A 25,194-nucleotide genomic window follows, 5' to 3' on the forward strand; every position below is an offset into this window, starting at 1 on the left:
TGTTCAGGACATTTGATATTGCCCATCGGGAATACCCTGATGCCACACCCCTTTTTCACAGCGACAGAGGTTACCAAGTGCGACAAGAAGTCGCATAATATATTGTCTTAAGACTGCCCTATCCATTCGGGGTAATCCTATCGTGACTAGCGCAGACGGTAACGTTCGGGTTAGAAAGCTCACGAGACAATGTGGAAGTTCTAATAGCCTAAAATTGGGACAACTGCTAGGATAAGAATGCTATGGAGAACGTAAAGTGAATCACTGTAGGAATCGTTACGCTGGAGAAAGCGAAATAGGCTGAAACGCTTCGACCAAAAGGTAAGGAGTCGAGCAGAGGCGGACTGGAAAACCAATGCGAATGGATAAAGAACTCCCGGTTTAAAGGTGGCTCCTAAGGCATTCACAATTATGTATTATGCGGAACTTGGTAAACCCTACATGCTCCTCTGACAGGAGGTATCGAACCGCAAGGGGATGAAACGGCATAGAGGGCAGACGAAAAGGATAAAAAGCGAATGCCGACTTTGTAATGAAATCGGATAAGGGTTCAAGATTTGCCCTAACCCGAAAGGGTGCAGACTTATCCAATGGTATTTCTTGGCAGGAAAGGACTGTAAACCTATGAATTTTAGCAACTCAACGACGGATAAAACCGAGAGTCTAAAAGACACCAATTCGCTTGCAATCCAATGGGAAACCATAGATTGGTCAAAAGTCGAAATCGAAGTTAATAGGCTACAAACCCGAATCGCTAAGGCAACGGCAGACGGTAAAAGAAACAAAGCTAAACGATTACAATACCTACTCACACATTCCTATTCAGCCAAGGCATTTGCAGTAAGGAAAGTCACTACCAACAAAGGTAAGAACACTCCTGGTGTTGACAAAAAGCTTTGGTCAACATCTTCTTCAAAGATGAAAGCGGTACTTACACTTACCGATCGGGGATATCGTGCAAAACCTCTCAGGCGAGTATACATCGCTAAGAAAGGCAAGAAGAAAAAGCGTCCATTGGGGATACCAACTATGTATGATAGAGATATGCAAACCTTGTACGCGCTAGCACTGGAACCTATTGCCGAAACCAAAGCAGATAATATTTCCTTTGGATTTCGTAGAGGACGGAGCGCAAAAGATGCGTGTGAACAAATCTTCAACGTTCTTGCAAGGAAATGTTCACCAACATGGAATATTGGAAGGGGACATAAAAGGTTGTTTCGACAACATCAATCATGAGTGGTTACAATCCAACATTCCAATGGACAAAAGAATCATGAGACAGTTTTTGAAATCTGGCTTCATTTATGAAGGAAAACTCTTTCCTACTGATACAGGCTCTCCGCAAGGCGGAGCAATCTCAAGTCTATATGCAAACATGACATTAGATGGTCTTGAAAAATTGATACATGATAAATACCATCGAAATTCAAAGGGTAAAATAGAAAATCACTATCGCGCAAAGACCAAAGTAAATCTAGTGCGATATGCTGATGACTTTATCATTACCGCAAATACAAAAGAAATAGCGGAAGAACTCAAAGACATAGTTAGTCAATTCCTTGAAAATCGGGGGCTAACTCTATCCGAAGAGAAAACAATGATTACGCATATAGATGACGGCTTCGACTTTCTTGGCTGGACATTTCGAAAATTCAAAGGAAAGCTCATTGTGAAGCCCTCAAGAAACTCTATCAAAAGTCTCATCAGAAAATGTTCGACTATCATACTGAAAGAAGGAAAAGCCAGTACTCAATCAGACTTAATCAGAAGATTAAACCAAATCATCAGAGGATGGACCAATTACCACAAACATGTAGTAGCTAGCAAAGCATTCTCGTACATCAACAACACATTATACCTCTTACTGCAAAGGTGGGCTAAACATCGCCATCCAAACAAAAATCAATGGTGGCGACTCAATAAATATTGGCATGAAAAGGATGGTAAACCGTGGGTATTTACAACTGACGAATACACTCTAATTAACCTCAGAAGAATAAACATCGTCAGACATCCAAAGCTACAAATTTCTAAAACACCCTTTCTTGATGAGGACTACTTCATCAAGCGAAGGCTCAAACTTCTTGCATTCGTTGCCGCCAGCAATGGTGAAGAAATGCTTGAGCCGTATGAGCGGGAAACTCTCACGTACGGTTCTTAGACGAGGGAAAGGGAGCAATCCCTTTTCTTTAGTCGAGTATACGTCAAAGGTATTTAAGAATAAACTGGATGATGCCGGTATGATCCAGAGCATGTCAAGGGTGTCGCGTTGCATTGATAACGGCCCAATGGAAGCGTTCTGGGGCATGTTGAAATCAGAAATGTATTATCTTAAGAAATTCAATACATACGATGAACTGGAAGCTGCAGTCATCGATTACATAGAATATTACAACAACCGTCGCTATCAAAAGAGACTTAATTGCATGACTCCAAGGGAATATCGACAGTATCTCTTGGATAAGGCAGCATAAAAATGACGTCAACCACAATTAAATGATTGACGTCATAGAGTTTTAATTTTTTCCCTGTCTACTTGACAGGTAGCATATCATATCAGGCGGGCTTTTTCATCTATCGAATGAAATGAGTCATGATCCGCTCTTCCTCCTGGGGAAGGGGGATCGTTCCTTTGCTTGCATCGATGACTTTCAGAAGCCAGGCCATGGCACGGGCATTTTTACGCAAGGTCTGAACACCTTCCCCGTCCTGCAGAATCTCACCCGGAGTCAAGCCATAGGCGATGGTCCAGTATTGAGACGGCGGAGTAACGGTTTCCCCGAGGCTCAGATAATTATTCAGTTGATTCACAACCTCAACACCGCCGGCACGTCTTACCACAGCGACGGAAGTAGCCACCTTATATTTGAAATACTGAGAGCTTGTAAAAAATACTCTGTCTAAAAATGATTTCATGGTTCCGGCTATACCGGCATAATAAGTGGGTGAAGCCAGAATAAAACCGTCTGCTTTCCGCATCTTGGCAGCTGTTTCGTTAACCAAATCATCTTTGAAAATACATTGGTTTTCTTCTGATTGGCTGCAGTAGCCGCAGCCGATGCATCCGTGGATGGATTCACTGCCTACCTGAATCACTTCTACATCGATTCCTTCTTTCGTCAATTCTTCAACCATTAGATTTAATGCATAATAAGTATCCCCCTTTTTGTGAGGGCTTCCGTTAATTGCGATAACCTTCATAAGACAACCTTCTTTCTCATTTAATTCACTATTAGTTTAGCCCTTAGAGTTAACTGTAAGTCAATACTTTTTTATCCAGAAAATTCGGGTTATACGTGCGATGTAAATTTTATAAATTTTATAAAAGGGCTTGACTTAGAGTTAACTATAAGAGATATCATATTAGATGTAAAGAAAAAGATATACTGGGGGGAACATTTATGGAATATTCAATATCACAGGCTGCAAAAAAAACAAAGCTGTCAACTTTTACGCTGCGTTATTACGACAGGGAGGGACTTCTTCCGTCCTTATCCAGAAATAAGTCCGGAAATCGAGTTTTTACCGAATCTGATATGGATATCCTGTCCGTTGTATGCTGCTTGAAAAATACCGGTATGCCCATCAAACAAATCAAGCAGTTTACCGACTGGCAAAAGGAAGGCAATCATACCCTTACTCTCCGGAACGCCATGCTGCAGGAACACAGAAAAGAGGTACTGCAGCAAATTGCGGATCTGCAGAACAATCTCAGGATGATCGACCATAAGCTGGATTACTACCAAAATGCCTGCGAGGCATATGAAAAGGGCAGTCCCATTCCATGCTGCGAACATAAATTTGAGGATGACAAGTAAATACTTGACAGGTGCTGTTCTGGGTGATACTATTTGACTATAAGATATAAATTAGTCAAATAGTATTTTGTTTTGAAGAGATAAGAGGGATTCATATGCCGAAAACTTTTACGGAAAAGGAACGTCAATATATCAAACAACGTTTAATGGAAGAAGCTGAAAGCTGCCTTGTCCAGTATGGAGTAAAGAAAACCACTGTGGATGAGCTTGTAAGAAGGGTGAATATACCGAAAGGTACCTTCTATCTCTTTTACGAATCAAAAGAACTCTTATTCTTTGAAGTGTTCTGTACCTTCCATGATCACATTCAAAAAGAAATGCTGGAGCAGCTAAATGAAATAAAGCAAAATGCAACGGCAAAGTCGGTAACGGAACTGATCTTCCGGTTATATAAGAAAGTAGACCAGTCTTTTCTTTACCCGTTTCTGACAAATGGTGACCTGGAGCTGGTGATGAGAAAGCTTCCTGAGCGTCTTATAAAAGAACATTCGGAAAAGGATGATTTCAGTATGGAACGACTGTTGGAGCAGCTTCCGGGGATAAAAGAGACAGATGTCCGGCTTTTCAGCGCAGCTTTACGAGCCGTTTTTACAACCATGCTTCATAAAAGAGAAATTGGAGAAGATAGTTATGAGGATGTTTTAAAACTGATGATATATGGTATCGTTTTCCAATTGTTTAAGGAGGAATCCCGATGATTCGTGTAAAAAATTTAACTTTCAGCTATACCAGGCAGCCTTTTATAGAAAATATGAATTTTGAAGTCAATCAAGGAGAAATTTTTGGGTTTCTGGGGCCTTCCGGTGCAGGGAAGAGCACCCTTCAAAAAATCCTCACCGGCCTTCTGACAACTTATTCCGGAAATGTGTCGGTAAACGGCGTCGAGGTAAATCACCATGATAACAGTTTTTATGAAGAGATCGGCGTTGATTTTGAGTTCCCCAGCTTATATGAAAAACTGACGGCAAGAGAGAATCTGAGATTTTTTGCATCCTTATACAAAAAGCAGGGGGATATTGAAACCCTTCTTACCAGCGTCGGTTTACTTCCGGATGCGGATAAGAAGGTTTCCGATTTTTCAAAAGGAATGAAATCAAGGCTGAACTTTATTAAGGCTTTGATTCATGATCCAAAGCTGCTGTTTCTGGATGAACCCACCTCAGGACTGGATCCTTCTAACGCAAGACTGATGAAGGATATGATCCTGGCTGAAAAGGCCAGGGGCAAAACGATTATTCTGACGACCCATAATATGTACGATGCTACAGAGCTTTGTGATCGGGTGGCTTTTATCGTGGACGGTGAGCTGCGGGCACTGGATTCTCCTCATCAATTGATTATGTCAAGAGGAGCGGCAATGGTTCGTTATACGTATTCTCCGGACGGGAAGGAAGCATTTGGAGAAATCCCGTTAAGCCAAACATCAAAGGATGAAATGCTGATGCGTTTGATTCGGGATAATCGGCTGACATCCATCCACAGCAGTGAGCCCACACTGAACGATATCTTTGTGGAACTTACAGGAAGGAGGCTGCAATGAGAACCAAAGCTTTGCTTTATGGAGATATGCGATTTCAGTATAAATACGGATTTTATTTTTTATATTTCATATTTTCAGTACTCTATGTAAGTTTGATTTTTATACTTCCGGAAGCATGGCAGGAAAAGGCGGCCATCCTGATGATTTTTTCCGATCCTGCAGCCATGGGTCTTTATTTCATGGGATCTATTGTACTTTTTGAAAAAAGTGAGCGGGTCATGAACAGCCTTGCCATATCACCGGTAAAACCGGTGGAATATGTCATGTCAAAGTTGCTGTCCATCGCTTTTATCTCCACCTTGGTCGGCATCATCATAGGAATATCTGCCGGGATTCTATCAAATCCCGTTTCTTTCATTCTGGGCGTCTTTCTTGGGTCTTGCTTATTTTCCGCCGTTGGACTGACGGTGGCTGCCGGAATCACAACGCTCAACCAGTTTGTTCTTGCAACCATCCCGGCAGAATTGATCATTAATATTCCTGCAATTGCTTATTTGTTCGGCTGGAAATCAAGCTGGCTTCTATTGCATCCCGGCGTCTGCATTATGGAGCTGTGCCTGAACGGAACCAATATTGTATTTGCATTTTTTATTCTCCTGCTTTGGACCATTCTGGCCGCCGTACTGACCGTTAAAGCGACAGCAAAAAGCTTTCGAAGTCTGGGAGGTGTGAAACTATGATCCCCATGATCCGTTCTTTTTCCATGTTTATCCGGCAGATCATAAAAGACAGCATGCTGATCGCTGTAATAATTGCACCATTGCTGGCAGCATTGTTTTTTCGCTTCGGCATTCCGGCAGTGGAATCACTTTTATGTGAGTTTTTCCTGGAAACTTCCATTTTGGCTGACTACTATCTTTTGTTCGATTTGGTTTTAAGTATGATTACTCCCTATATGTTTTGTTTTGCATCTTCTATGGTGATGCTGACAGAATTTGATGAGAATATGACCGGTTACCTGGCGGTGACTCCGGTAGGGAAAAGGGGATATGTTCTGTCCAGGTTATTGTTTCCCGGCTTTCTTTCCTTTCTGGCTTCCCTCCTGCTGTTGAAATTCTTTTCGTTAACACAGTGGACCTGGGATATGATGATAACGGTCTGCTTTCTGTCCGGCATGCTTAGCATTGCTATTTCACTGCTGCTGTTCTCCTTATCCCATAACCGGGTGGAGGGGATGGCCATGGCAAAGCTATCCGGGCTTTTGATGCTTGGCCTTCCTGTGCCTTTTTTCCTTCTGTCAAAGGTACAGTATCTGTTTACACCTTTGCCTTCCTTTTGGATAGCAAAGATTATGACGGAACAAAATTTATTATTTCTAATGCCTGCCATACTCACCTCTCTGATTTGGATTCGTCTGCTGTATGGTAAGTTTGATAGGAAGATACGGTAAGAATGGTATGAACACAGTAAATCCCATGGTAAGCTTTCATGACGTTTCCTTTTCCTTTGGGAAACAGATTATCGTAGATAATGTGGAAATCTCTTTAGACAGAGGGACTTCCTATGCATTGATCGGTAAATCAGGAGTTGGAAAGACTACCCTGCTGAATCTTGCAGCAGGTTTTCTGAAACCCCAACGGGGCGCTGTCCTCATTGATGGTAAGGAGATGGCTGGGCCTAGAGAAAAAACGGCCTTCCTGTTCCAGGAACTCGGGCTTTTCCCATGGCAAAAAGTGGATGAAGCCATTTCCATGCCTCTTAAGATGAAAAACGAAATGGGCAAGCTTGAAATAGAAAACGAAGTCGACATGATATTGAAGGAAATGGACCTGGAGAACCTTCGTAAAAAATACCCTCATGAATTAAGCGGCGGTCAGAAACAGCGGGTGGCATTGGCACGTACTTTGATCGGAAAACCGGATTTGATGCTGATGGACGAACCAACTTCTTCATTGGATGCCATGACAAAGGAGTTGATTCAACAGCTGATCGGGAGACAGCAAAAAAAACGAAAGACTACCTTGCTATTCGTTACCCATGATATTGAAGAAGCAGTGCTGCTGGGCGACCGGATCCTGCTCCTTGATACAGGTGGATTTTTGCATCAGCTTAACCAATCCTTTGACTCACCCGAGAAAGAAAGTGTGAAGGACAAGCTGGAATTCTATGATACCTGCATTCAAATCAGAAAATTAATGGACAGGGAGCTATAGTTTTATGAAAAAAGATAAAATCGCAAACAGCCAAGTAATCGGATTTTTTAGTTTTATTATAATTTGGGAGATTTTGTACCTGTCATTGGGAACCCATACTATACCGGCACCTTTGGAGACCCTCTTCTATTCCTTCGGCATTCTGAAGGAGCTGCTGCTGCATTCTCTGGCAAGTATTGCAAGAGTTCTTGCAGCAGTCGGAATCTCCCTTATGATCGGGATTCCCGGGGGAATCCTCCTTGGTATGAATCAGTGGATTCGGCGTCTCTTTTCACCTTTGTTATATTTTATCTATCCCATACCAAAGGTGGCGTTTCTGCCGGTTTTTATGCTCCTGTTCGGACTGGGAAATCAGTCAAAAATTACCTTAATGATTTTTATTATTGTTTTTCAGATGATTTTATCCGTGAGAGACGGCGTAGATCAGATTCAGCCCATTCATCACAAGGTTATGAAAAGTTACTGTGCCACTGCAAAGCAGCAATATCGGTATTTGATCCTGCCGGCTATTTTGCCACAGGTATTTTCCGGCCTGAGAATTAGTATCGGGATCTCCCTTGCGTCCTTATTTTTTGCCGAGAATTATGCTACTGCTTACGGTATCGGCTATCTGATTATGAGCGCCTGGACCAAGATGAACTATGAGGAAATGTTCAGCGGCATTTTGGTACTGGGCTTTATCGGACTTTTTCTGTTTCAGATCCTGGATCGATTGGAAGCCCATTTTACACCCTGGGTACAAAAATAGCTTCCGGAAAGCTTTATTCCGGAAGATTCTTCTATATACAGAAAACCACGCGTTTGACGCGTGGCTGGTTTTTTTATTGTAAGAAAGAGAAATCAGTCAATTCTTCATAGGTATAGGCCTTGCTAATCAGGCCTTTTTCTTTTGTCCAGAGAATAATTTTATCAAACTGATCCTTGTGAATGATACCGGCTTGCTGGAAACCTTCAGGGATCGAGGATAAATATTGGCTGATCTGTTCGGGAAATTGATAGTCGGCCAAGATCTTGCTGTATTCCGAAACATCGGCGGAATTCATATAATCGATGGCTTTATTATAGGCCTGGTAAAAGGCTTTGACATCTCCGGGTTTTTCCTGAATCATAGTATTGCTGAATAAAACGGCACCGCCCTTTATACCGGCTTCCTTGGAGCTTCCAAGCAAATGGGCCCCTTGTTTTACCAGCATTCCTGCCTGCGGCTCCGTAAACACAACTCCGTCAATCTGGTTTGACATTAATGCTTCGGCTCTGCCGGAGAAAGAAGGAATTTCCACTATTTCATAGGTGAAATCATACTGGTCTGCAAACTGATCCATAATGTATTCCAAAATAAAATTCGGAACCAGGGAAATCTTTTTACCGCTTAGCCCTTCCATTTCCGTAATTCCGGATTTCGGCGAAGAAAGGATTTTAAAATCTTCGCTGATATCGGAAGTGATTTTCATATTGATGCCATGTTCCATAAAGGCGGCTTCCGTCATGACATCTCCAATCGCTGCATCCAGCTCGCCAGCTTGAACCGCAACGTTTCGGTCGTTAGGGGAAGAAAAGGTTTGAATCGATACCTCAACACCTTCTTCCTGAAAAAAGCCTTTTTCTTCAGCAAGAATAATAGGAATGGCAGATTCTGCAGGCAAGATGCCAATGGTAAATTCTTCTCCCGAGGGTTCTGTAATGTTGTCTTGAGGTAAACCATTATTAACGTTCCCGTCGGGGTTTTGATTATCGGCACCTCCGCAGGATGACAGCAGCAACAGACAGATTAGTAATAGACTCGTGATGCATTTTTTCTTCATGTGTTTTTCTCCTTTTAGATCTCATTTAGAACCGGTTGTTGGAACCGATGATATTTTGAAAAGCTTCTAAATCTAAGAAATAGGGTACGGCATTTCTTTTCAAAAGAAGCGGGTTGGTATCTTCATCATTGAAACCGGGCTGGCTGGTAAAGGCTAGCTGAAATCCTTTTTTTCTTAACAAGGAAAGGTTGGATTCAATGTATAACCCAAAGGGATAGGCAAAGACATCCTTGTGATGGATATCAGGATTCTCATTGCAGCGATCCAGATCCTTTGAAATTTCCTCATCTTTTGCAGTCATCAGCATACTTTCGGTTTGACTTGTCCTTCTGTGAAAGGAATGAGTATGATTTGCAAATTCGAATACATCTGCAATATCAGACAATTCCTCCGCCGCCATACAAACTGATTTTTCCGGTCGAAAAGCCTTTGGAGCGTCCAGCAGCCAATTTGAGACAACAAAAGCTGTTGCATGAAATTGAAATTTTTTAAGAATCGGATAAGCATATTTTTTTACCGACTGAAAGCAGTCATCAAAGGTCAGCAGTACCGATTTTTCCGGAATAGCTTTCTTTTGTAGGAAGTACTCTTTGACTTCCTCCAGCGTCAGTGTATGATACTGCTGTTCATATAAGTAAGTCATCTGTTCCTGAAAATGCTCAAGGGTCACAAAGAGAGGGGAGGGCAGAATATCCTCATAGCCCTGTTTTACCTCGATGTGATAGGGATGCTCCGGGTTAAATTCGTCCTTTTTTCTGATTTCATGGTACATAAGTGTTGAAAACATAAATTCTCCTTAGTTTTATTCTTTCTTCAATAGATAAAGTCGACGGTTACAAATGCTTCTATCATTATATTACCAGGAATAATGGGCGTTGCAACAATTTCCCGCTGAAATTGCTGGAATGGACCAGGGGTGCTGCTGTTTTCTACAATCCTGGTAGGTGTCGGATGCCTCTGTAACCCCAGGTTCATAGCAATTGACCTGGATTTTTGAATGGCATTATCGACAGCAAGATTCAGTGCCTGCTGATAATAAAAAACCCGGTCGGATACATCGAAAGTAATAAAATCTACAACATTAGCACCGTAATTAACGGCAGTATCGATGATGCTTCCTATTTGTTCCATATTATTTGTTTTAATTTCAAAAATATTACGAACAGAATAACCTCTGTCTATTTGGGTTCCATTATCGTAATCATATAGTTTATCAATTGTATACTGAAAGGTTTTTACTTCAGTAACCCCCATTAGCTGAAGAGCCCGGAGGACAGCCTGGCTTATCCGCGCGTTTTCAGCCTGAACCGCTTCCAGATTCATGCCTGTGGTCAGAACCCCCAGGTTGATCACGGCCAGATTAGGAGCAGCCGTAACTTGCCCTTGCCCTGTCAGCGTCATGATATTATAAGTACAGCCTTCGGAAAAAGATTGATTCATGTTTTGACTTATGGATTGATTCATAATTTGATTCGCCTCCCGTAAATAATAATTCTATATCATTATATGAGCAGAATTTGGAATTATCGTTGAAAAATAGAAAGTATGGAGATTTGACTTTCTTTTTTCTTCAGAAGCTTATTTCGATACCTTGTTTCATAAATATGATTTGCCTGCATTTAAAAAATTAAATAAATTGATTAATATATTAAATATTTTAAAAAAGATTAAGAATACAATTAAAATATTTAATTTTTATATTGATTTTGCAATTTGGTAGTACTATAATGAAAACATAGAAGAGGGGAGGTATAAAATGACTTATCGAATATTAAGTAAATGTCCGGTTTGCAGCGGCAAGCTCAAGGCTGTAAAACTGAAATGTGATCAATGTTCTACCGTTATAGAAAATAATTTTAAATTTTCAAAGTTTGAATATTTAGAGGAAGAGCAGCTGAATTTCATAGAAGTTTTTCTGAAATGCAGAGGAAATATCAAAGACGTAGAGAAGGAACTGGGGATTTCTTATCCGACAGTAAGAGCAAAACTGGACGACGTTGTCTCCGCTCTCGGATATTCCGTAGCGAGAAAACCCTCTGTAGACAGCAAGGATATTATAGACATGTTGGAAAAAGGCGAAATTTCTGCTGATCAGGCAGTAAGCATGATAAAAGGATAAGAAATCAAAAAATATTAAGTATTGGATTGTGAATGAAAGGGTGTTATAAAAAATGAAAGAAGAAGTGAAAAGAATTTTAAAGATGGTAGAAGAGGGGAAAATCGATACGGAAAAAGCAGCTGAGCTAATTGAAGCAATAGATAAGACAGAAAACGGTGCCCAACTGGTTCCCTCTGGCAACCTGGATAAAATGCTGAAAGTAAGAGTGCTGTCAACCACAAATGACACAGTGCATGTGAATATTCCGGTCAAATTTCTGAAATCTATCGGTAATGCTGTTAACAATATTAAAATCCCAGGCGTTTCCGAACAGGATGGGATCGATGTAAAAATGATTATGGAAGCAATCGATTCCGGGCTTGACGGTAAAATTGTAGACGTAAAGAGCAGCAATGGCGATATCGTAGAAGTATCCATAGAATGAAAGGAAGATAAAAATTGCGTATCTATATCAGGCAGGCAAACGGCAGACGCTATATGATTCCGGCACCCATCGGACTTGTAAAAGCAGCCGTCAGCCTCGGTGATTTTGGCATCTCCTTTGCCAGAAAATATGTTCCGGAGGAGCATAGAATTTATTACGACAATATAGATTTCAAAGAGCTCAGAAAAGGTTTTGATGTTTTAAAAGACTATAAAGGGCTGAAATTAATCGAGGTAAATGCCGAGGATGGAACCGGAGTCACCATTATCGTATAAAAAAAGTGAAAATGACGAAATATCAAAGAAAAGTTCCCCTGGAAGTAAGGGGAACTTTTTATACGCCGCCTAAAGACCGGAAGCTATATTTTTGCCTCAGCTTATTAGTAACGTCCGTCCAGAAGCATGATCGCTTCCAATTCCGGATTTTCTCCGGTGAGACCGATGGCATAGACCGTATACATCTCGTCCGGAACCAATATCGCTTCAGGAAAAGTAAGTACAACGTTCGGAGTTCCTGCCGTTCTGACTTGTAACGTATATTCCATGGGAGGAACTGCTAGGTAAGGTGTGATTTGCTTATAGGAAATATTTGAAAACAGAATGGTTCCATCTTCCAAAGCAATATCCACTGCAGGGCCGTTTGGTGATAAATGGGCAAACCGCACCATGCTTTGACCGGAAGCCATTGGCATGTCGGAATCCGGAATCGCTAAAAAGCTCAAAGATTCCGGAGTTCCCGCTGCGGCTAAAGTCAGGAACGTGTCATCCGTAATTTCCAGTGAATTTGTCAAAAGAGCTTCCGGAGGGATTCCTGACATTTCGGTTTCGTATAAGGTAATGGTATAATTCCCTTTTTGCAAAGGGGTATAATCATTATATTCTCCAAAAGAAATTTCATCAGCCAGCAACTGATCATCAGCAAATACATTTACTTCAATGGCAGCCGGAACCGCATGGAGAAAACGAACGTAACCCGTACCGGGTTCATTCATATTTTGATATTTGATATATCCGGCATTTTTATTATTTTGATACATGGTTCTCCCTCTTACATTAGATTAGAAATAGATCATGTTATTTCTATTATAATATATGCAGAAGGAGAAGACTGGGTTCTGCCACTCTTGTGTCCCGACTATTTTAAGATCACTCTGTTCCTACCCTGACTCTTGGCTTCATATAAGGCCTGATCAGCTCTTTTTATGACAGAATCTTCCGTATCGTTGGCTGCAGCTTCTGCGATTCCTATACTTACCGTAATTTCAAATTTGGATAGCATTCCATCGCTGACAATTTGCGCCCGAAGTTCTTCTAATATCTCAGCAGCTTTCTTGCCGTCGGCATAGATTATTCCGCTGAATTCATCGCCGCCCCATCGGGTAATCAGATGCTCGGCTAATGAATGATTGCAAAGAGTCATCACGTGTTTCAGGATTTTATCCCCCTGTATATGCCCGTGATTATCATTCACTTCCTTGAAATGATCCAGATCCATCAGAAATACAGACCAGGGGCAAGCGCCAGGGTCTCCCTTGGCCAGAATTTCCTCCAGCTTTTGGTCAAAACCCTTTCTGTTGATCATAATTCCGAAGGTATCAATGAGCGCCATTTTATTTAGCTGTAAATCGTGTTTTTTTAAAATTTTATTGACAATGAGCAAGACAGAAGCCAATACCGCCGTAACGATTAACAAATCATACATAAGCTGATCATTAAATGACTTGGCCAGTATAGAGGTATCCTTTCTCACGATTAAGTACCAGTTCAAACCCTCTATATAGTGACTGATAATATATTGCTCTCCCGAAGGATCTTCAATTTCAAATACATTGATTGTTTTGTTTTTTTCATAAAGCTCATCACCGATTTTTTGGTACAAAGGTTCCGTTCTTATATTGCGTTCTTCAATAAAAGAAGCATTGGTATGTGCCTGAATCAGCCCTTTTTCATCAACAAGAAATGCTTCTAACTGGTAATTCTTTTCAAAATTATCTAATAGTTCCTGTATATAGCTCATTTCGATCCCCACACCGGTAACCCCTATTAAATTGTTATCGTTATCAAGTATCTTGCAGTTTACGAATATGGTGAGAAGCTGATGATCCACTTCATCCTGATCTACGTCTAATAGGTAAAGGTGATCCTGACTGGTAAAATCATAATACCAGACATCATGTGCATCCTCCGGTGCTATGGTCTTAAATAAACCATTATAATGAAAGTATTTCCTGGATTGTGATGAAATCAGAAATACGGAATGATAGTTGTATTTGTTCCTAATGCCTTCCAAATAGTCGATAATTTCGCTTTCGGACCGGCCATTCTCCTCCTGCAGCCATTCCTTTACAAAGGAATCATTGGCCATGGTCAAGGCTACAAAGATCGGTTTTGTCAGTTCATTATTGATTTCAGAGTAAATATTGGTGGAAGTCAGTTTTGAGATATTCAGAATATCATCTCGTATAATATTGCTGTATGTAGTAAAACTGAAAAAGCTTATTGATGTGATTCCGATTAAAATAATGATTGAAATGATTAAACTGTTTATCTTATTTTTGCGATTCATGAGCCACCCTTCTCCTTAACAAAATATCTTCTGCGTTTTAAGTTATTGATAAATGGATCGTTATAAATGTAACAAGGACTATTTTACCATTTTCGACAAAATTTTACCAGATCAGAAAATATGACAAAATATGGATATTTTGTTCCGGTACATAAAAGTGATACTTATGGAAAAATTAATAATTAAGGCTAATTTATAGTTTTATTACCAATCTATTTAAGGAGGGTTTTATGAAAAAGATTTTTATCCTTTTACTAATCGGAATACTGATCATGCCTGCATTCTTTGGGTGTTCCCAGAAAGGCGGGAAAGGGATTCCGGAGGAGAATACATCAGATTATCAGGATGGAGTCTACCATGCTATTTATGACAGAAATGATGTAAGAAACTGGAAGGCTTTTGTAGATATCACCGTAGAGGATGGCCAGATTGTAGAAGTTTATTATGATTATATTAATGATACTGATGAATTAAGGTCAAAGCAGCAAGGCTATATTGAAGGTTTCAGCGCTGCTAATGGCTACACTCCAAGAGAAGGCTTTGATGAACTGGCCAACCGCCTGATTAAGGAGCAGGATATTGAAAAAGTCGATGCAGTATCCGGAGCGACCCACTCATCCCGAAACTTTAACGAACTTTCGGCAGCCGCCCTGGAAAAGGCAAGGGAAGGCGATACCAGTGACACCATTGTTGCCCTGTATGATGATGGAACCTATAGGGTGGAAGCAGATGCCTACGATGAATATGGCTGGAAACCTTTTGTGGAGCTTGAGATTTCAGATCATAACATAACCGGTGTCAACTTTGATTCTGTAAATGAGGAAGGAAAACTCAAGTCTGACGATGCGGAATACAGAAAGAATATGGAGGCTGTTACAAAGACCTATCCTCAGAAATATCAAGAAGAATTGGAACAGAAGCTGCTGGACAAGCAGGTGATCTCTCTGGTTGATGCAGTAACCGGAGCGACTACTTCTTCCACAAATTTTACAGCGCTGGTGGAATATGCTTTGGACGATATGGCAGAAGTAGGAGAGACAGGTACAAAATCAATTTCTTTAGGTGCAGAATAAAAAGTATCTAAATATTCTTCAAGGCAAATGCCCCTTTGCGTAATCTCGGCCGCGGCCTCTTTTCCGACATATCGGTAATGCCATGGCTCATAGCCGATTCCTGTAATATCACTTTTATGATCAGGATATCGCAGTATAAAACCATACTTGTAGCAGTTTTCCATCAGCCAGATCTGTTCTGCCGTATTTTCCTGGGATTTGTCAAGAACCTGATTGCTCTCGGCTACAATATCCACTGCCAAACCAATTTGATGTTCGCTGGTTCCCGGAACCGCCACCCATTTCCCGGCTTGTTCTTTTGCATCCTCAAGAGAATAGCCCTGTTCCTGATATTTTTCCACCTGTTTGTTATACAGAGTGGTTTGCTTTTCCATGGTACGATAGGACGAGCAAATATATGGCGATAAGCCTGAAGCCCGGGCATCTTCCATCATGTTCTGTAAATCAGGATAAGCACGCTGGTCAAAAGCTTGTCCATTTTTAAGCTGCACCAATTCAACATTGAAATTTTCCGGAACCGGATGGTTTTTATTAATCAGCAGTAAATTCCATTGACCGGCAAGGGGTTCGGCGGCAGCCGGTTTATCCTGATTCTCATCGGAGACATGACTGACCGCGGCCGAGGCCCTCCCTCCGAGAAAGGTGATAAGGCATAGAATGATGATAATAAGCAGCCTGATCAGGTTCAACTTTCTTTTCTTTTTCTTGATTCGGATATTTTGTTTATCCTGTGTGTATTCCACTTCCTTCATCTGATACTCCTTTGATGCTCCTTGTAAAAATAAAAATACAACCCTTTTGTAGTTCCATACTAGAAAAGAGTTGTATCCAAATAAAATCAAAAATCCATCAAATTTGCATCATCTTCTTAATTTTTTACCGATTGTATTATCCAAAAATACCTTTATTTGTAAATAAAATATTTACTTACCTTTACTTACATCTTATCTATGATTTTTTTATTCGTGATCATCTGAATGCCGAACCCCTGGTTATCTTTTGCCTGAAAGAACTGATAAAGAATTTCACCGTTTCCAGCGGAATATAAATTCATTTCACTTTGAGTGTAAGGTGACTTTTCGTCCCATTGGATCCCGATATATTGTACAAATTTTGAGGCCACGGCCTTCAAATCATATACAGGTAAAGATTCATCTGTCCAGACATAAAATTGATAAATCATATGAGTTTCCGCATCCATCAGCACATTGCATACGTTTTTCCCGGAAGAACCGAAAGAAAATGACAGACTCCAGATTCGGCAGCTGTTACCGGGCTTGCTGATATCGGTGTAGGTCATCAATGTATAATCCAGGAATTTGGAGCCATTGTCTAAAGGAATATCAGGAAACAGACCTTTTTCTCTCATATTCTCCAATTCCTTGACAGCAGAAAGAGCGACATCTTGTTCCCCGGACTGTAATCCAAGATTCTGCTGCTGATTTACCATGATAACATTTTCAGCATCTCTGTTATAACTGCTGATTAATATCAGCTTATCCTCAACATTCATAGATGAAGCCGAAACCACAGTTTTTTCGTCTATGAACTGAGTATTGATCTTCCCGAATAAAGACCGGTCTTTTAATTGTGATACCGCAGGAGGAAGAAAAACTGATGCCATCAAAACCGTGAAAAAAAGGAGAAATACTATAAATGCCTGCAGTCTTTTCATATTTTTTCAGCCCCTTTCAGTTGAATCGTAACGGTAGTGCCTTCTCCGGGGACGCTTTGAAATTCCATAGCCGCTCCATGCAGCTTCAGGATTTCTGAGCAGATTGCCAGCCCCAAGCCGGCTCCGCCCTGTGCTCTTGCCCTGGATTTATCCACCATATAGAAAGCTTCCGTAATTTTTGACAGTTCCGATTCTTCCATACCCTTGCCGTTATCGGCAACGATGATAATATAATGATCTGCATCCCATTTTCCCAGGAGAGCGATATATCCGCCTCGATCCATTGCTTTTCGTGAGTTGTCCAATAGGTTTAAGAAAACTGTTTTCATCAAATCCGGTTCCATCAGCAGAATTGCATCCTCGGCGCGGACGGAAAAAGAAATGTTTTCTTTTTCAAATAAAGGCAGCATTGCTCCCTGTATTGACGCAAAGAAATCCCGGGCATGGATGTGTTTCATGGAAAATTGCTGATTTTTCAAAATAATCATATCCATGAGCTTCATAGAAAGAGATTCCAGACGTTTGCCTTCTTCAAAGATATAGTTTGCAGATAAAATAACTTGCTCCGGATCCATTTTTTTGGAACGGAGCATATCTGCATAGCCTATTATGGAAGTAAGAGGGGTTTTCAGTTCATGGGCAAAGCTGTCCACAAAATCCTCCTGGCGTCTTGATGCCTCTCTCAATTCTTCCACCATCTGCTCCAGCTTAACTGCCATCTTGTTAAAATCCTTTGACAGTTTGCCGATTTCATCACGGCTCTGGATGGACACCCTTTGATCAAACTTTCCATTTGCGATCTGCTTGGTTGCTCTGGAGAGCTTTTTCAACGGACCTGTAAGCCAACGGGAGACCACAAAGACAACCAGCCCGCTTATGGCAACCATGGCGAACATCAGGTAATAAAAGGTCTGATACTGATCTTTTCTGCTTTCGAACAAGAAAGTGATATCGCGGAAATTTTCCAGGTATAAGGTCTCAACCTGAATCGTCACAGGTCCTGCCGTATGAATATAGTAATGGGAATCTGATTTTACAATTTCATAACCCGTTTGACGATCGGACAACTGCTTCAGGATACTGTTATCAACATCCATGTTGATGCTGTCAAAAACCATATGATATGCGCTGTCATTGAGACGAAATGGAATGGTTCCTTTAGAAGTATTAATGGTTGCTGACTGAGCCACCTGGAGAATCAATTGATTCCGAACCGCTTCCAGCTTGTCGGCAGAATCGGTATCGTATTTGTAAAGCAGCCTGTCATTGATGGTTTCCAGTTCTTTATTCATCGCAAACCGCAGGATATCGTTTTCTTCGTAGGCTGCGGTTATTTCCCGATTGAGAGTGGAGCGAAACTGAAAATCAATAAGAAGAAAACTGCCAACACTAAAAGTGATGGCCGAAATTAAGATTGTACTAAAAAACACTTTCCAAAAGAAATTCATCTATTCTGTTTCCAGTCTGTAGCCAATTTTATAGACTGCTACAAGCTTGTCCTCCCATTCGATTTTTTTACGCAGCCTTTGAACATGAAGATCTACTGTCCTGCTATTGCCCATTTCATCGTCTCCCCATATTTTTTCATAGATACGATCCCTGAATAAAGCAATATTTTTATTCTGGATAAACAGGAGAAGCAGTTCATATTCTTTTATAGTCAGATTGATCACTTCCCCGTTTTTTTTCACGACTCTTGAAAGGGTGTCAATGGTAAGATCATTTATTTCCAAAACCCTGCTGTTTTTATTATAGCGTCTCAGAACGGTTTCCACTCTTGCCAGAAGTTCAATAATTTCAAAGGGCTTTACGATATAATCCTCGGCGCCCAGCCTTAACCCTTTCACTTTATCCTGCACATTGGATTTGGCAGTAAGAAATATGACGGGAATCTCCATAGGGGCAACGTATTCTATTAATTCGTAACCATTCACTTTTGGCAGCATGATATCGAGTAAAACTAAATCAAAGGTTTCATTTTCTATTATATCTGCGGCTTCAAGGCCGTCAAAGGCACAGGTACAACGATAACCGGCGTCTGAAAGGTTCGTTCTGATCAAATTCGAAATTGCTTTTTCATCTTCTACGATGAGTATCTTATTCATATAGTTCCCCCCTCCTTGCCTTTTCATTTTACATCAAAAGTGTATCAAAGTTGCATCATAAAAGATACTTATTTCTATTGACATGACCCTATTTTAAAGCTATATTTAATTTATACTACACGGTCAAATTAAAAAATATAGGAGGTATGATATGCCTAAAGTTGGAATGGAACCGATTCGGAGGGCTGAAACCATCAATGCTGCCTTGGAATGTATCTGCGAATATGGCATCGATAATATGACTTTAGATATGGTTGCTGCCAAAGCAGGATTCTCGAAGGGCATTGTCGCTTATTATTTTAAAACAAAAAAAAAGTTGATTTCCGAATGCCTCAAAGCCTTTATGTCTACCTACAAAGTAAAAATCAGCAGTTCCATCAAACCGGAAATGGAGCCGCTTCAAATGATCCGTACCGTGGTGGAAGCATATCTTCCTCCTCTGGACAGCAGTCAAGGCGACCGGACAATTAATGTTTCCCTTTTAAGTGAAAAAGATCGCATTCACTTGCCACACGATAAAATGGCAAAGCTGTTTATTCAGTTTATTTCAAAGGCTGCCAATGATGAGGAACTGAAGCTCATGATGAAGAATATCTTCGCAGACGACGTGGAAGGCATTTCTATTCTCGTGCAGTTTGCAAAGAAGGTATATTCCGCATCTCAGCTGGACGAGAAAGAGACTGCTTATGCATTGCTTTCCATGATCTATGGTCTGAGCTTTTTCCGGATAACGGACTATATGCCTGCTGATAAAAAAGATAACAGGGAGCTGGCATTTGACTTTATTGACCGGATCTTTCAGCCGTACCTTCCCGCAGACAAAAAATAAAAAGTATTTTGCGTTTCTTTGGAAACTGGAGGGATTCCATGAAAATAAAGAATGAAAAAACAATGGAAGATTTCATTGAAATGGAAAAACTGGAGCTTAGATATTATGCAGAAGAACATGTTACCCCTCATGAGGAGGCTTATCTATGGCATCTTGAAAACCCCCAGACCGGGATGGTGCTGGAGGATCAGGGAAAAATTATAGCCTTTATGGATTTATTGCCTGTTAAGCAAAACGTTTTCGAGGGAATAAAAAGCGGGATCTTCAACGACAAATATCTTACGACGGATGATATGGTAAAGATGGACCAATTAAATCCGGGCGACCGTATCAATCTTTTACTGTCCTGTGTCGTTGTAGAGGAATCCTATAGAAAAACCGAAGCCTTGGATATGCTTCTGAAGGCGCATCTGAATTATTATCTTTCCTACGTTGAGAAAGGAATTGTCATTGATTCTGTGATTACAAGCAATGTAACAAAGCAGGGAGAGAAATTTTCAGAGAAAATGGGGTTTCGCAGGCTCGGAATTTCAGAACATAAAACGGTAATTTACTTGATTTCTTTTTTTGACTTTACAGTACGAATAAAAAAAGGCTGCATACTTGACAATATATAAGAAGTGTTATATAACAAGTATAATAATATGATACAAGTTATATAAGGAGGCTTTCTATGTCATTGCAAAATGCAGTTTTAGGCATCTTGACCTATTCGCCTATGACCGGTTACCAGCTGGGAAAAATATTTGACAAGTCTGTCAACTACTCCTGGACTGCAAGCCTGAGCCAGATTTACAGAGAATTAGGTATACTGGAGAAAAAGGGATTTGTTACTTCGGAGATAGAGAAGCAGGATGACCGGCCGGATAAAAGAATTTATTACATTACAGATGAGGGCAAAGAAGCTTTTGTTCAATGGCTGGAGGATTTTCCGGAAAACTTTGCATCCCCAAAGAGAGATGAGTTCGCATTACGGATCTTTTTCGGATCACAACTGGACGATGCGGAAATGATCAGGCAATTTCAAAAGTTTGTAAAGGAACGGGAAGAATTCGGTAAAATCATGGACCGCCAAAAGACCGCTGTCATGGAGTTGAACCGCAGCATTAAAAAGACAACTGAAAAAACCTCAGATCAAAAGGATGAACTTTATTGGAATTTTATTATAAAAAGAGCCATGATGACAAATGAAGTACTGATACAATGGGCGAAAGAATGCATCGGCGAACTTCTGAAGCGTAGAATAAGGGGGGGATCCAAATGATCCCCGTATAATAATCGAATCATTGGATACACAAAGAGTATGTATGCATGATCTGATCATTTTACATATTTTAGGGTATAAAGGAGAATGAGATCGATGGATGATAAATATCTTGATTTTAATGAGAAGAGAATGCATATTTTTGGTGAACTGGTAAAGAGATACTGGAACGGAAGACTGAACACTGTTACAGATCTGGACGAGCTGACGGAAGATATCATGAGGCGATATGGATTTCACCCGGAAGAAAAGACCTTTATTCAGGACCACATCAGACTGGCTATGGGGCTGGAGCCTACTGGCAATGCGGACTTCCGAGAGGAATTGGATCTCGTCAAAAGCAGCAGAGAAATCAGTAAACCGGTGGTAGCAAAAATTGAGGGTCCCTGTGAGTATTGCGACAGACATAGCTGTGAGTGTGTGTCTATGGGGAAATATGAAACGTTGCTTTACAGCAGAACCAAAGAAGAGGACGAAGAGGGCGATGATGATTGCTTGGAATGCGGGTACTGTGCATCGAGCTGTGATTTTGGATCTATTGCGGAAAAGATTGAGTTTCTGCCCATCGTTGACCTTCTAAAGGAAAGTAAAGAACCTGTATTCGCCGCCGCAGCACCGGCTATCGTAGGTCAGTTCGGCGATAACGTCACCATGGGAAAACTGCGGACTGCCTTTAAAATGATGGGCTTTGAGGATATGATTGAAATTGCTCTTTTTGCAGATATTCTTACGATAAAGGAAGCTTTTGAATTTAACAAATTAGTAAAAAAGAAAGAGGACTTTTTCCTGACAAGCTGCTGCTGCCCTGTCTGGTTTAATATGATCAAAAAGAACTATCCTGATATTTATGAGCATTTATCACCTTCCATATCACCGATGATTGCATCCGGCAGGATCCTGAAAAGATTGTATCCCAATGCAAAGGTCGTATTTATTTCTCCATGTATTGCGAAGAAATCGGAAGCGCTGGAACCGGACCTAAAGGGCGCTATTGATTATGTGATCAACTTCCGGGAGCTTCAGGAAATCTTTGCCGCCCTTGAAATCAATCTTGAGGAGCTCTCTCCTCTGGATAAGGACCATGCCTCTTTGGGCGGAAGGCTTTATGCCAGAAAAGGAGGCGTTAGCTTTTCTGTAAAAACAGTGGTAAACAGGCTGGAACCCAGCAGGGTTATTAAGCTGAAAGCAAAAAAGGTGGATGGAGTCAAGGAATGCAAAGCAATTCTGGATGCTCTTTCCCGTCATGAAGATATCGATGCAAACTTTATAGAAGGTATGGGATGCCCCGGGGGCTGTGTGGGAGGCCCAAGAACCAATATTGATACGGTGAAAGCAACCGCAATGGTCAACGAATTTGGGGAAGACTCCTTTATCCTTACCCCGTTTGATAACTTAAATGTTATGAAAATCTTAAAGCAGCTAGGTATTTCTTCCATAGAAGAAATTACCCAGAATGAGGATATGAAAAAATTGTTGTCCCGGGAGTAAATCAAGTGCCTGACTGTGGTAAATTGCCCGCAGGATCCTGGGCAGCAGGTGAGGAGACGGAATATGGATCAGAAACAGAAAGTTTATCAATTTTTAAATAGTAAAGAAATCTCCTTTCAAGTTATCGACCATCCGGCTGTTTTTACTATTGATGAAATGGAGCAGCTTACGGAAATAGAAAATAAGAAAGATGTAGTGAAAAATCTTTTTCTCAGGGACGGAAAGGGCAAACGGCATTTTCTGGTGGTTATGTGCCACAATAAAAAGGCTGATCTTAAGGAAATCAGGAGTCAGCTCGGCTGCTCTTCTTTGAGCTTTGCTTCAGAAGACAGCTTGCATAAGTGCTTGAAACTCACCAAGGGGGCGGTAACGCCCATGGGGATTCTAAACGATGAAGCTTGTCATGTTGAGGTGGTCTTTGATGAGGACTTGCAGGAGAAAAAGCGGATGGGAATCCATCCCAATGATAACAGCGCAACCATTATGATTTCCTTTTCGGATTTGTACCGAGTGATCCTGGACCATGGAAATCAAGTCTTTTTTATCAAAATCTAGGGGGAACAATCATGTATAGAATATTGATCGTGGAAGACGACGGAAAAATCTCTTCCATTATGGAAGAAAATTTTAAAAAATGGGGATATGAAACAAAAGCTGTTGAGGATTTCAGTGATGTACTCCCGGACTTTATTGCTTTTGAACCCCATATGGTATTGATGGATATCAATCTGCCAAACTATGACGGTTTTTACTGGTGTGCCAGGATCAGAGAATTCTCTCACCTGCCCATTGTTTTTATTTCCTCCAGAGATACGGATTCCGATAAAATCAGAGCTATAACACAGGGAGGTGACGACTACATAGAAAAACCATTCTCTATGGATCTGCTTATCGCCAAGGTGTCGGCAATCCTTAGAAGAGCCTATTCTTACGTGGATCAGACTTTAAATATACTGCAATATAAGGACATGGTCCTGAATCTGGAACGCCATCAGGTTTTCTATGGTGACAAGGAAACAGAACTCACAAAAAATGAATGCAAAATATTGACCCTGCTGCTTCGCAACCCCGGAAAACTGGTATCCAGGACAAGACTGATGAAGGATCTTTGGGATGATGAGAGCTTTGTTGATGATAATACCTTAACGGTGAACGTGAACCGGCTGAGACGGAAGCTGGATGAACTCGGACTGGAAGGTTCTATTAAAACAATCAAAGGGGAAGGGTATCGATTATTATGAGTTTCAAGGATTATATAAAGGAAAGATGGATGACTTATGGCTTCATTCTCTTTGCTTTTTTATTTGCTGCTGTAGTATATTTTCTCGATAACAGCTTTCAAATCCGGGAGTCCAACGCCGGATACATCTCGACCTGGTGGTGTCTTATCTTTATTATTTTTGTATTTTTCGATTACAGAACCCTAAAGAGAAGAGTAAAGAGCTTTGAGGAATATTGCCGGCTGAATACTTCTTCTCATGAACCTGATGATTTTGCTTATCCAATGGACTTATATCATGGGAAAATGGTAAGCCTTCTGGCTGCTGAAAATCAGGCCTATAAAGCGGAAATAGAAAGAAAATCAGCAGAAGAAATGGAGTTCATCACCAAATGGCTCCATGATGTAAAGGTGCCTATTTCTGCAGCAAAGCTGATACTGGAAAATTATGAAACGGAATTGCCCGGGAAATTTTATCAGGATCTTTATACAGAGCTCTTTTCCATAGAAGAATCCATTCAGAGAGTCTTTTACGAATTGAAATCCAATCGTTTTTCAGATGATTTTAAAATATCTAAGGTGAGCACCAAAAAACTCATTGCCCAAGCATTAAAAGGGTATTCTAATTTTTTCAGTTATAAAAGAATCGGTATTTCCCTGGAAGGAAAGTCTTGTGAAATTATAACAGATGAAAAGTGGAGCGGATACATCCTGTCACAATTGATCTCCAATGCGGTAAAATATACCCCGGATGAAGGAAATATCATCATCACCACGACACCGGGTGAATTGGCAACGACGATTTCCGTATATAATACCGGAAGAGGAATTCTGGAAGCTGACATCGGGCAGGTTTTTCAAAAGGGGTATACATCCTCTGAAAATAGAGCAGGTGCAAAGGCTACCGGTTATGGATTATACCTTTCAAAACGGATTGCAGACCTGTTGGGAATTAAACTGACTGTTCAGTCAAAATACAACGAGCACGCAATGTTCACATTAACCTTCTTTGAAGATACAAATTTGCATCAAGTGACAAAAATGTAAGAAACAAACCTGAATCGTAAGGTGAATCGATTTCATCCTGTAATACTGTCGGGTTATAATGGGGTCATCA

General features: G+C 40.8%; 30 protein-coding genes and 1 pseudogene. 21 read left to right on the forward strand and 10 right to left on the reverse strand.

Translation table 11 applies throughout. The features are described 5' to 3' along the window. The first annotated feature begins 624 nt into the window (after positions 1-624). From KCX82_RS23080 to KCX82_RS21295, 3 genes are read left to right on the forward strand one after another with little or no spacing between them, the layout of a single operon-like run. Positions 625-1,239, forward strand: coding sequence for a reverse transcriptase N-terminal domain-containing protein (locus tag KCX82_RS23080; RefSeq protein WP_264373356.1), 615 nt, complete (start codon positions 625-627; stop codon positions 1,237-1,239). Next, entirely contained in the window at positions 1,139-2,164 is a 1,026-nt protein-coding gene (locus KCX82_RS23085; protein WP_264373357.1) for a reverse transcriptase domain-containing protein, read from the forward strand. Before KCX82_RS23080 ends, KCX82_RS23085 begins: the two co-directional genes overlap by 101 nt. Then, complete coding sequence (locus tag KCX82_RS21295) at positions 2,133-2,477, forward strand: transposase (protein ID WP_405127719.1); 345 nt, start codon at positions 2,133-2,135, stop codon at positions 2,475-2,477. Before KCX82_RS23085 ends, KCX82_RS21295 begins: the two co-directional genes overlap by 32 nt. 100 nt (positions 2,478-2,577) lie before the next feature. Here the strand turns inward: KCX82_RS21295 and KCX82_RS21300 are convergent, their stop codons facing one another. Beyond that, the gene (locus KCX82_RS21300; RefSeq protein ID WP_227020482.1) at positions 2,578-3,204 is read right to left on the reverse strand and encodes a flavodoxin family protein; all 627 of its coding nucleotides are present in this window, start codon (positions 3,202-3,204) and stop codon (positions 2,578-2,580) included. Between the two features lie 200 nt (positions 3,205-3,404). On the opposite strand from KCX82_RS21300, the gene KCX82_RS21305 reads away from it, so the two are divergent. From KCX82_RS21305 to KCX82_RS21335, 7 genes are all read left to right on the forward strand, one after another. After that, positions 3,405-3,821 (forward strand): MerR family transcriptional regulator, encoded by a 417-nt coding sequence (locus KCX82_RS21305; RefSeq protein WP_227020483.1) that lies wholly within the window; start codon positions 3,405-3,407, stop codon positions 3,819-3,821. Positions 3,822-3,916: 95 nt separating this feature from the next. After that, positions 3,917-4,519, forward strand: a complete 603-nt coding sequence (locus KCX82_RS21310; RefSeq protein ID WP_227020484.1) for a TetR/AcrR family transcriptional regulator — start codon at positions 3,917-3,919, stop codon at positions 4,517-4,519. Next, positions 4,516-5,361: an ABC transporter ATP-binding protein gene (locus KCX82_RS21315; protein ID WP_227020485.1), complete on the forward strand. Its 846-nt coding sequence runs from the start codon at positions 4,516-4,518 to the stop codon at positions 5,359-5,361. Before KCX82_RS21310 ends, KCX82_RS21315 begins: the two co-directional genes overlap by 4 nt. Continuing rightward, complete coding sequence (locus tag KCX82_RS21320; protein ID WP_227020486.1) at positions 5,358-6,041, forward strand: fluoroquinolone export ABC transporter permease subunit; 684 nt, start codon at positions 5,358-5,360, stop codon at positions 6,039-6,041. Before KCX82_RS21315 ends, KCX82_RS21320 begins: the two co-directional genes overlap by 4 nt. Next, on the forward strand, positions 6,038-6,751 hold the full coding sequence (locus KCX82_RS21325) for an ABC transporter permease (protein ID WP_227020487.1): 714 nt from the start codon (positions 6,038-6,040) through the stop codon (positions 6,749-6,751). The genes KCX82_RS21320 and KCX82_RS21325 overlap by 4 nt, the downstream gene beginning before the upstream one ends. 7 nt (positions 6,752-6,758) lie before the next feature. Further along, positions 6,759-7,514 (forward strand): ABC transporter ATP-binding protein, encoded by a 756-nt coding sequence (locus tag KCX82_RS21330; RefSeq protein WP_227020488.1) that lies wholly within the window; start codon positions 6,759-6,761, stop codon positions 7,512-7,514. A 4-nt stretch (positions 7,515-7,518) separates the two neighbouring features. Continuing rightward, positions 7,519-8,262 carry an ABC transporter permease gene (locus KCX82_RS21335; RefSeq protein WP_227020489.1) on the forward strand — a complete coding sequence of 248 codons (744 nt, stop codon included), beginning with the start codon at positions 7,519-7,521 and terminating at the stop codon, positions 8,260-8,262. A 73-nt stretch (positions 8,263-8,335) separates the two neighbouring features. On the opposite strand, the gene KCX82_RS21340 is transcribed toward KCX82_RS21335, so the two are convergent. From KCX82_RS21340 to KCX82_RS21350, 3 genes are read right to left on the reverse strand one after another with little or no spacing between them, the layout of a single operon-like run. Next, positions 8,336-9,316, reverse strand: a complete 981-nt coding sequence (locus KCX82_RS21340) for an ABC transporter substrate-binding protein (protein WP_227020490.1) — start codon at positions 9,314-9,316, stop codon at positions 8,336-8,338. Positions 9,317-9,341: 25 nt separating this feature from the next. Continuing rightward, positions 9,342-10,103, reverse strand: a complete 762-nt coding sequence (locus KCX82_RS21345) for a polysaccharide deacetylase family protein (protein WP_227020491.1) — start codon at positions 10,101-10,103, stop codon at positions 9,342-9,344. A 26-nt stretch (positions 10,104-10,129) separates the two neighbouring features. Then, positions 10,130-10,780 (reverse strand): SIMPL domain-containing protein, encoded by a 651-nt coding sequence (locus KCX82_RS21350; RefSeq protein WP_227020492.1) that lies wholly within the window; start codon positions 10,778-10,780, stop codon positions 10,130-10,132. A gap of 292 nt (positions 10,781-11,072) precedes the next feature. Here KCX82_RS21350 and KCX82_RS21355 point away from each other — a divergent pair, with 292 nt between their 5' ends. The 3 genes from KCX82_RS21355 to KCX82_RS21365 all read left to right on the forward strand — a co-directional run bounded on the left by KCX82_RS21355 (position 11,073) and on the right by KCX82_RS21365 (position 12,134). Then, a complete protein-coding gene (locus tag KCX82_RS21355; protein WP_227020493.1) occupies positions 11,073-11,435 on the forward strand; it encodes a DUF2089 domain-containing protein in 363 nt (120 codons plus the stop codon). A gap of 64 nt (positions 11,436-11,499) precedes the next feature. Next, a complete protein-coding gene (locus tag KCX82_RS21360) occupies positions 11,500-11,859 on the forward strand; it encodes an SHOCT-like domain-containing protein (protein WP_227020494.1) in 360 nt (119 codons plus the stop codon). 14 nt (positions 11,860-11,873) lie between these two features. After that, the gene (locus tag KCX82_RS21365; protein ID WP_227020495.1) at positions 11,874-12,134 is read left to right on the forward strand and encodes a hypothetical protein; all 261 of its coding nucleotides are present in this window, start codon (positions 11,874-11,876) and stop codon (positions 12,132-12,134) included. Positions 12,135-12,238: 104 nt separating this feature from the next. Here the strand turns inward: KCX82_RS21365 and KCX82_RS21370 are convergent, their stop codons facing one another. Together KCX82_RS21370 and KCX82_RS21375 are read right to left on the reverse strand one after the other, a co-directional pair. Next, complete coding sequence (locus tag KCX82_RS21370) at positions 12,239-12,895, reverse strand: DUF4397 domain-containing protein (protein WP_227020496.1); 657 nt, start codon at positions 12,893-12,895, stop codon at positions 12,239-12,241. A 98-nt stretch (positions 12,896-12,993) separates the two neighbouring features. Further along, complete coding sequence (locus tag KCX82_RS21375; protein ID WP_227020497.1) at positions 12,994-14,424, reverse strand: sensor domain-containing diguanylate cyclase; 1,431 nt, start codon at positions 14,422-14,424, stop codon at positions 12,994-12,996. Positions 14,425-14,654: 230 nt separating this feature from the next. Here KCX82_RS21375 and KCX82_RS21380 point away from each other — a divergent pair, with 230 nt between their 5' ends. Then, positions 14,655-15,497 carry an FMN-binding protein gene (locus tag KCX82_RS21380; RefSeq protein WP_465250695.1) on the forward strand — a complete coding sequence of 281 codons (843 nt, stop codon included), beginning with the start codon at positions 14,655-14,657 and terminating at the stop codon, positions 15,495-15,497. Positions 15,498-15,568: 71 nt separating this feature from the next. Here KCX82_RS21380 and KCX82_RS21385 read toward each other — a convergent pair. The 4 genes and pseudogenes from KCX82_RS21385 to KCX82_RS21400 all read right to left on the reverse strand — a co-directional run. Further along, positions 15,569-16,249 (reverse strand): annotated as a pseudogene (locus KCX82_RS21385) (M15 family metallopeptidase); the annotation flags it as partial. 185 nt (positions 16,250-16,434) lie between these two features. Then, positions 16,435-17,121 carry a hypothetical protein gene (locus KCX82_RS21390; protein ID WP_227020499.1) on the reverse strand — a complete coding sequence of 229 codons (687 nt, stop codon included), beginning with the start codon at positions 17,119-17,121 and terminating at the stop codon, positions 16,435-16,437. Between the two features lie 47 nt (positions 17,122-17,168). Further along, complete coding sequence (locus KCX82_RS23190; RefSeq protein WP_227020500.1) at positions 17,169-18,602, reverse strand: sensor histidine kinase; 1,434 nt, start codon at positions 18,600-18,602, stop codon at positions 17,169-17,171. An 18-nt stretch (positions 18,603-18,620) separates the two neighbouring features. Then, complete coding sequence (locus tag KCX82_RS21400; RefSeq protein WP_227020501.1) at positions 18,621-19,277, reverse strand: response regulator transcription factor; 657 nt, start codon at positions 19,275-19,277, stop codon at positions 18,621-18,623. A gap of 151 nt (positions 19,278-19,428) precedes the next feature. On the opposite strand from KCX82_RS21400, the gene KCX82_RS21405 reads away from it, so the two are divergent. The 7 genes from KCX82_RS21405 to KCX82_RS21435 all read left to right on the forward strand — a co-directional run bounded on the left by KCX82_RS21405 (position 19,429) and on the right by KCX82_RS21435 (position 25,124). After that, entirely contained in the window at positions 19,429-20,106 is a 678-nt protein-coding gene (locus tag KCX82_RS21405) for a TetR family transcriptional regulator (protein WP_227020502.1), read from the forward strand. 38 nt (positions 20,107-20,144) lie between these two features. Then, positions 20,145-20,723, forward strand: coding sequence for a hypothetical protein (locus KCX82_RS21410; protein WP_227020503.1), 579 nt, complete (start codon positions 20,145-20,147; stop codon positions 20,721-20,723). 56 nt (positions 20,724-20,779) lie between these two features. Next, positions 20,780-21,370 (forward strand): PadR family transcriptional regulator, encoded by a 591-nt coding sequence (locus KCX82_RS21415; RefSeq protein ID WP_227020504.1) that lies wholly within the window; start codon positions 20,780-20,782, stop codon positions 21,368-21,370. Between the two features lie 96 nt (positions 21,371-21,466). After that, positions 21,467-22,858 carry a [Fe-Fe] hydrogenase large subunit C-terminal domain-containing protein gene (locus KCX82_RS21420; protein ID WP_227020505.1) on the forward strand — a complete coding sequence of 464 codons (1,392 nt, stop codon included), beginning with the start codon at positions 21,467-21,469 and terminating at the stop codon, positions 22,856-22,858. Between the two features lie 63 nt (positions 22,859-22,921). Beyond that, positions 22,922-23,413, forward strand: a complete 492-nt coding sequence (locus KCX82_RS21425) for a prolyl-tRNA synthetase associated domain-containing protein (RefSeq protein WP_227020506.1) — start codon at positions 22,922-22,924, stop codon at positions 23,411-23,413. An 11-nt stretch (positions 23,414-23,424) separates the two neighbouring features. After that, complete coding sequence (locus KCX82_RS21430; protein WP_227020507.1) at positions 23,425-24,099, forward strand: response regulator transcription factor; 675 nt, start codon at positions 23,425-23,427, stop codon at positions 24,097-24,099. Continuing rightward, positions 24,096-25,124: a sensor histidine kinase gene (locus KCX82_RS21435; RefSeq protein ID WP_227020508.1), complete on the forward strand. Its 1,029-nt coding sequence runs from the start codon at positions 24,096-24,098 to the stop codon at positions 25,122-25,124. Before KCX82_RS21430 ends, KCX82_RS21435 begins: the two co-directional genes overlap by 4 nt. Positions 25,125-25,194 lie beyond the last annotated feature (70 nt).

Source organism: Sinanaerobacter chloroacetimidivorans, assembly GCF_018128545.1.
GTDB lineage: Bacteria > Bacillota > Clostridia > Peptostreptococcales > Anaerovoracaceae > Sinanaerobacter > Sinanaerobacter chloroacetimidivorans.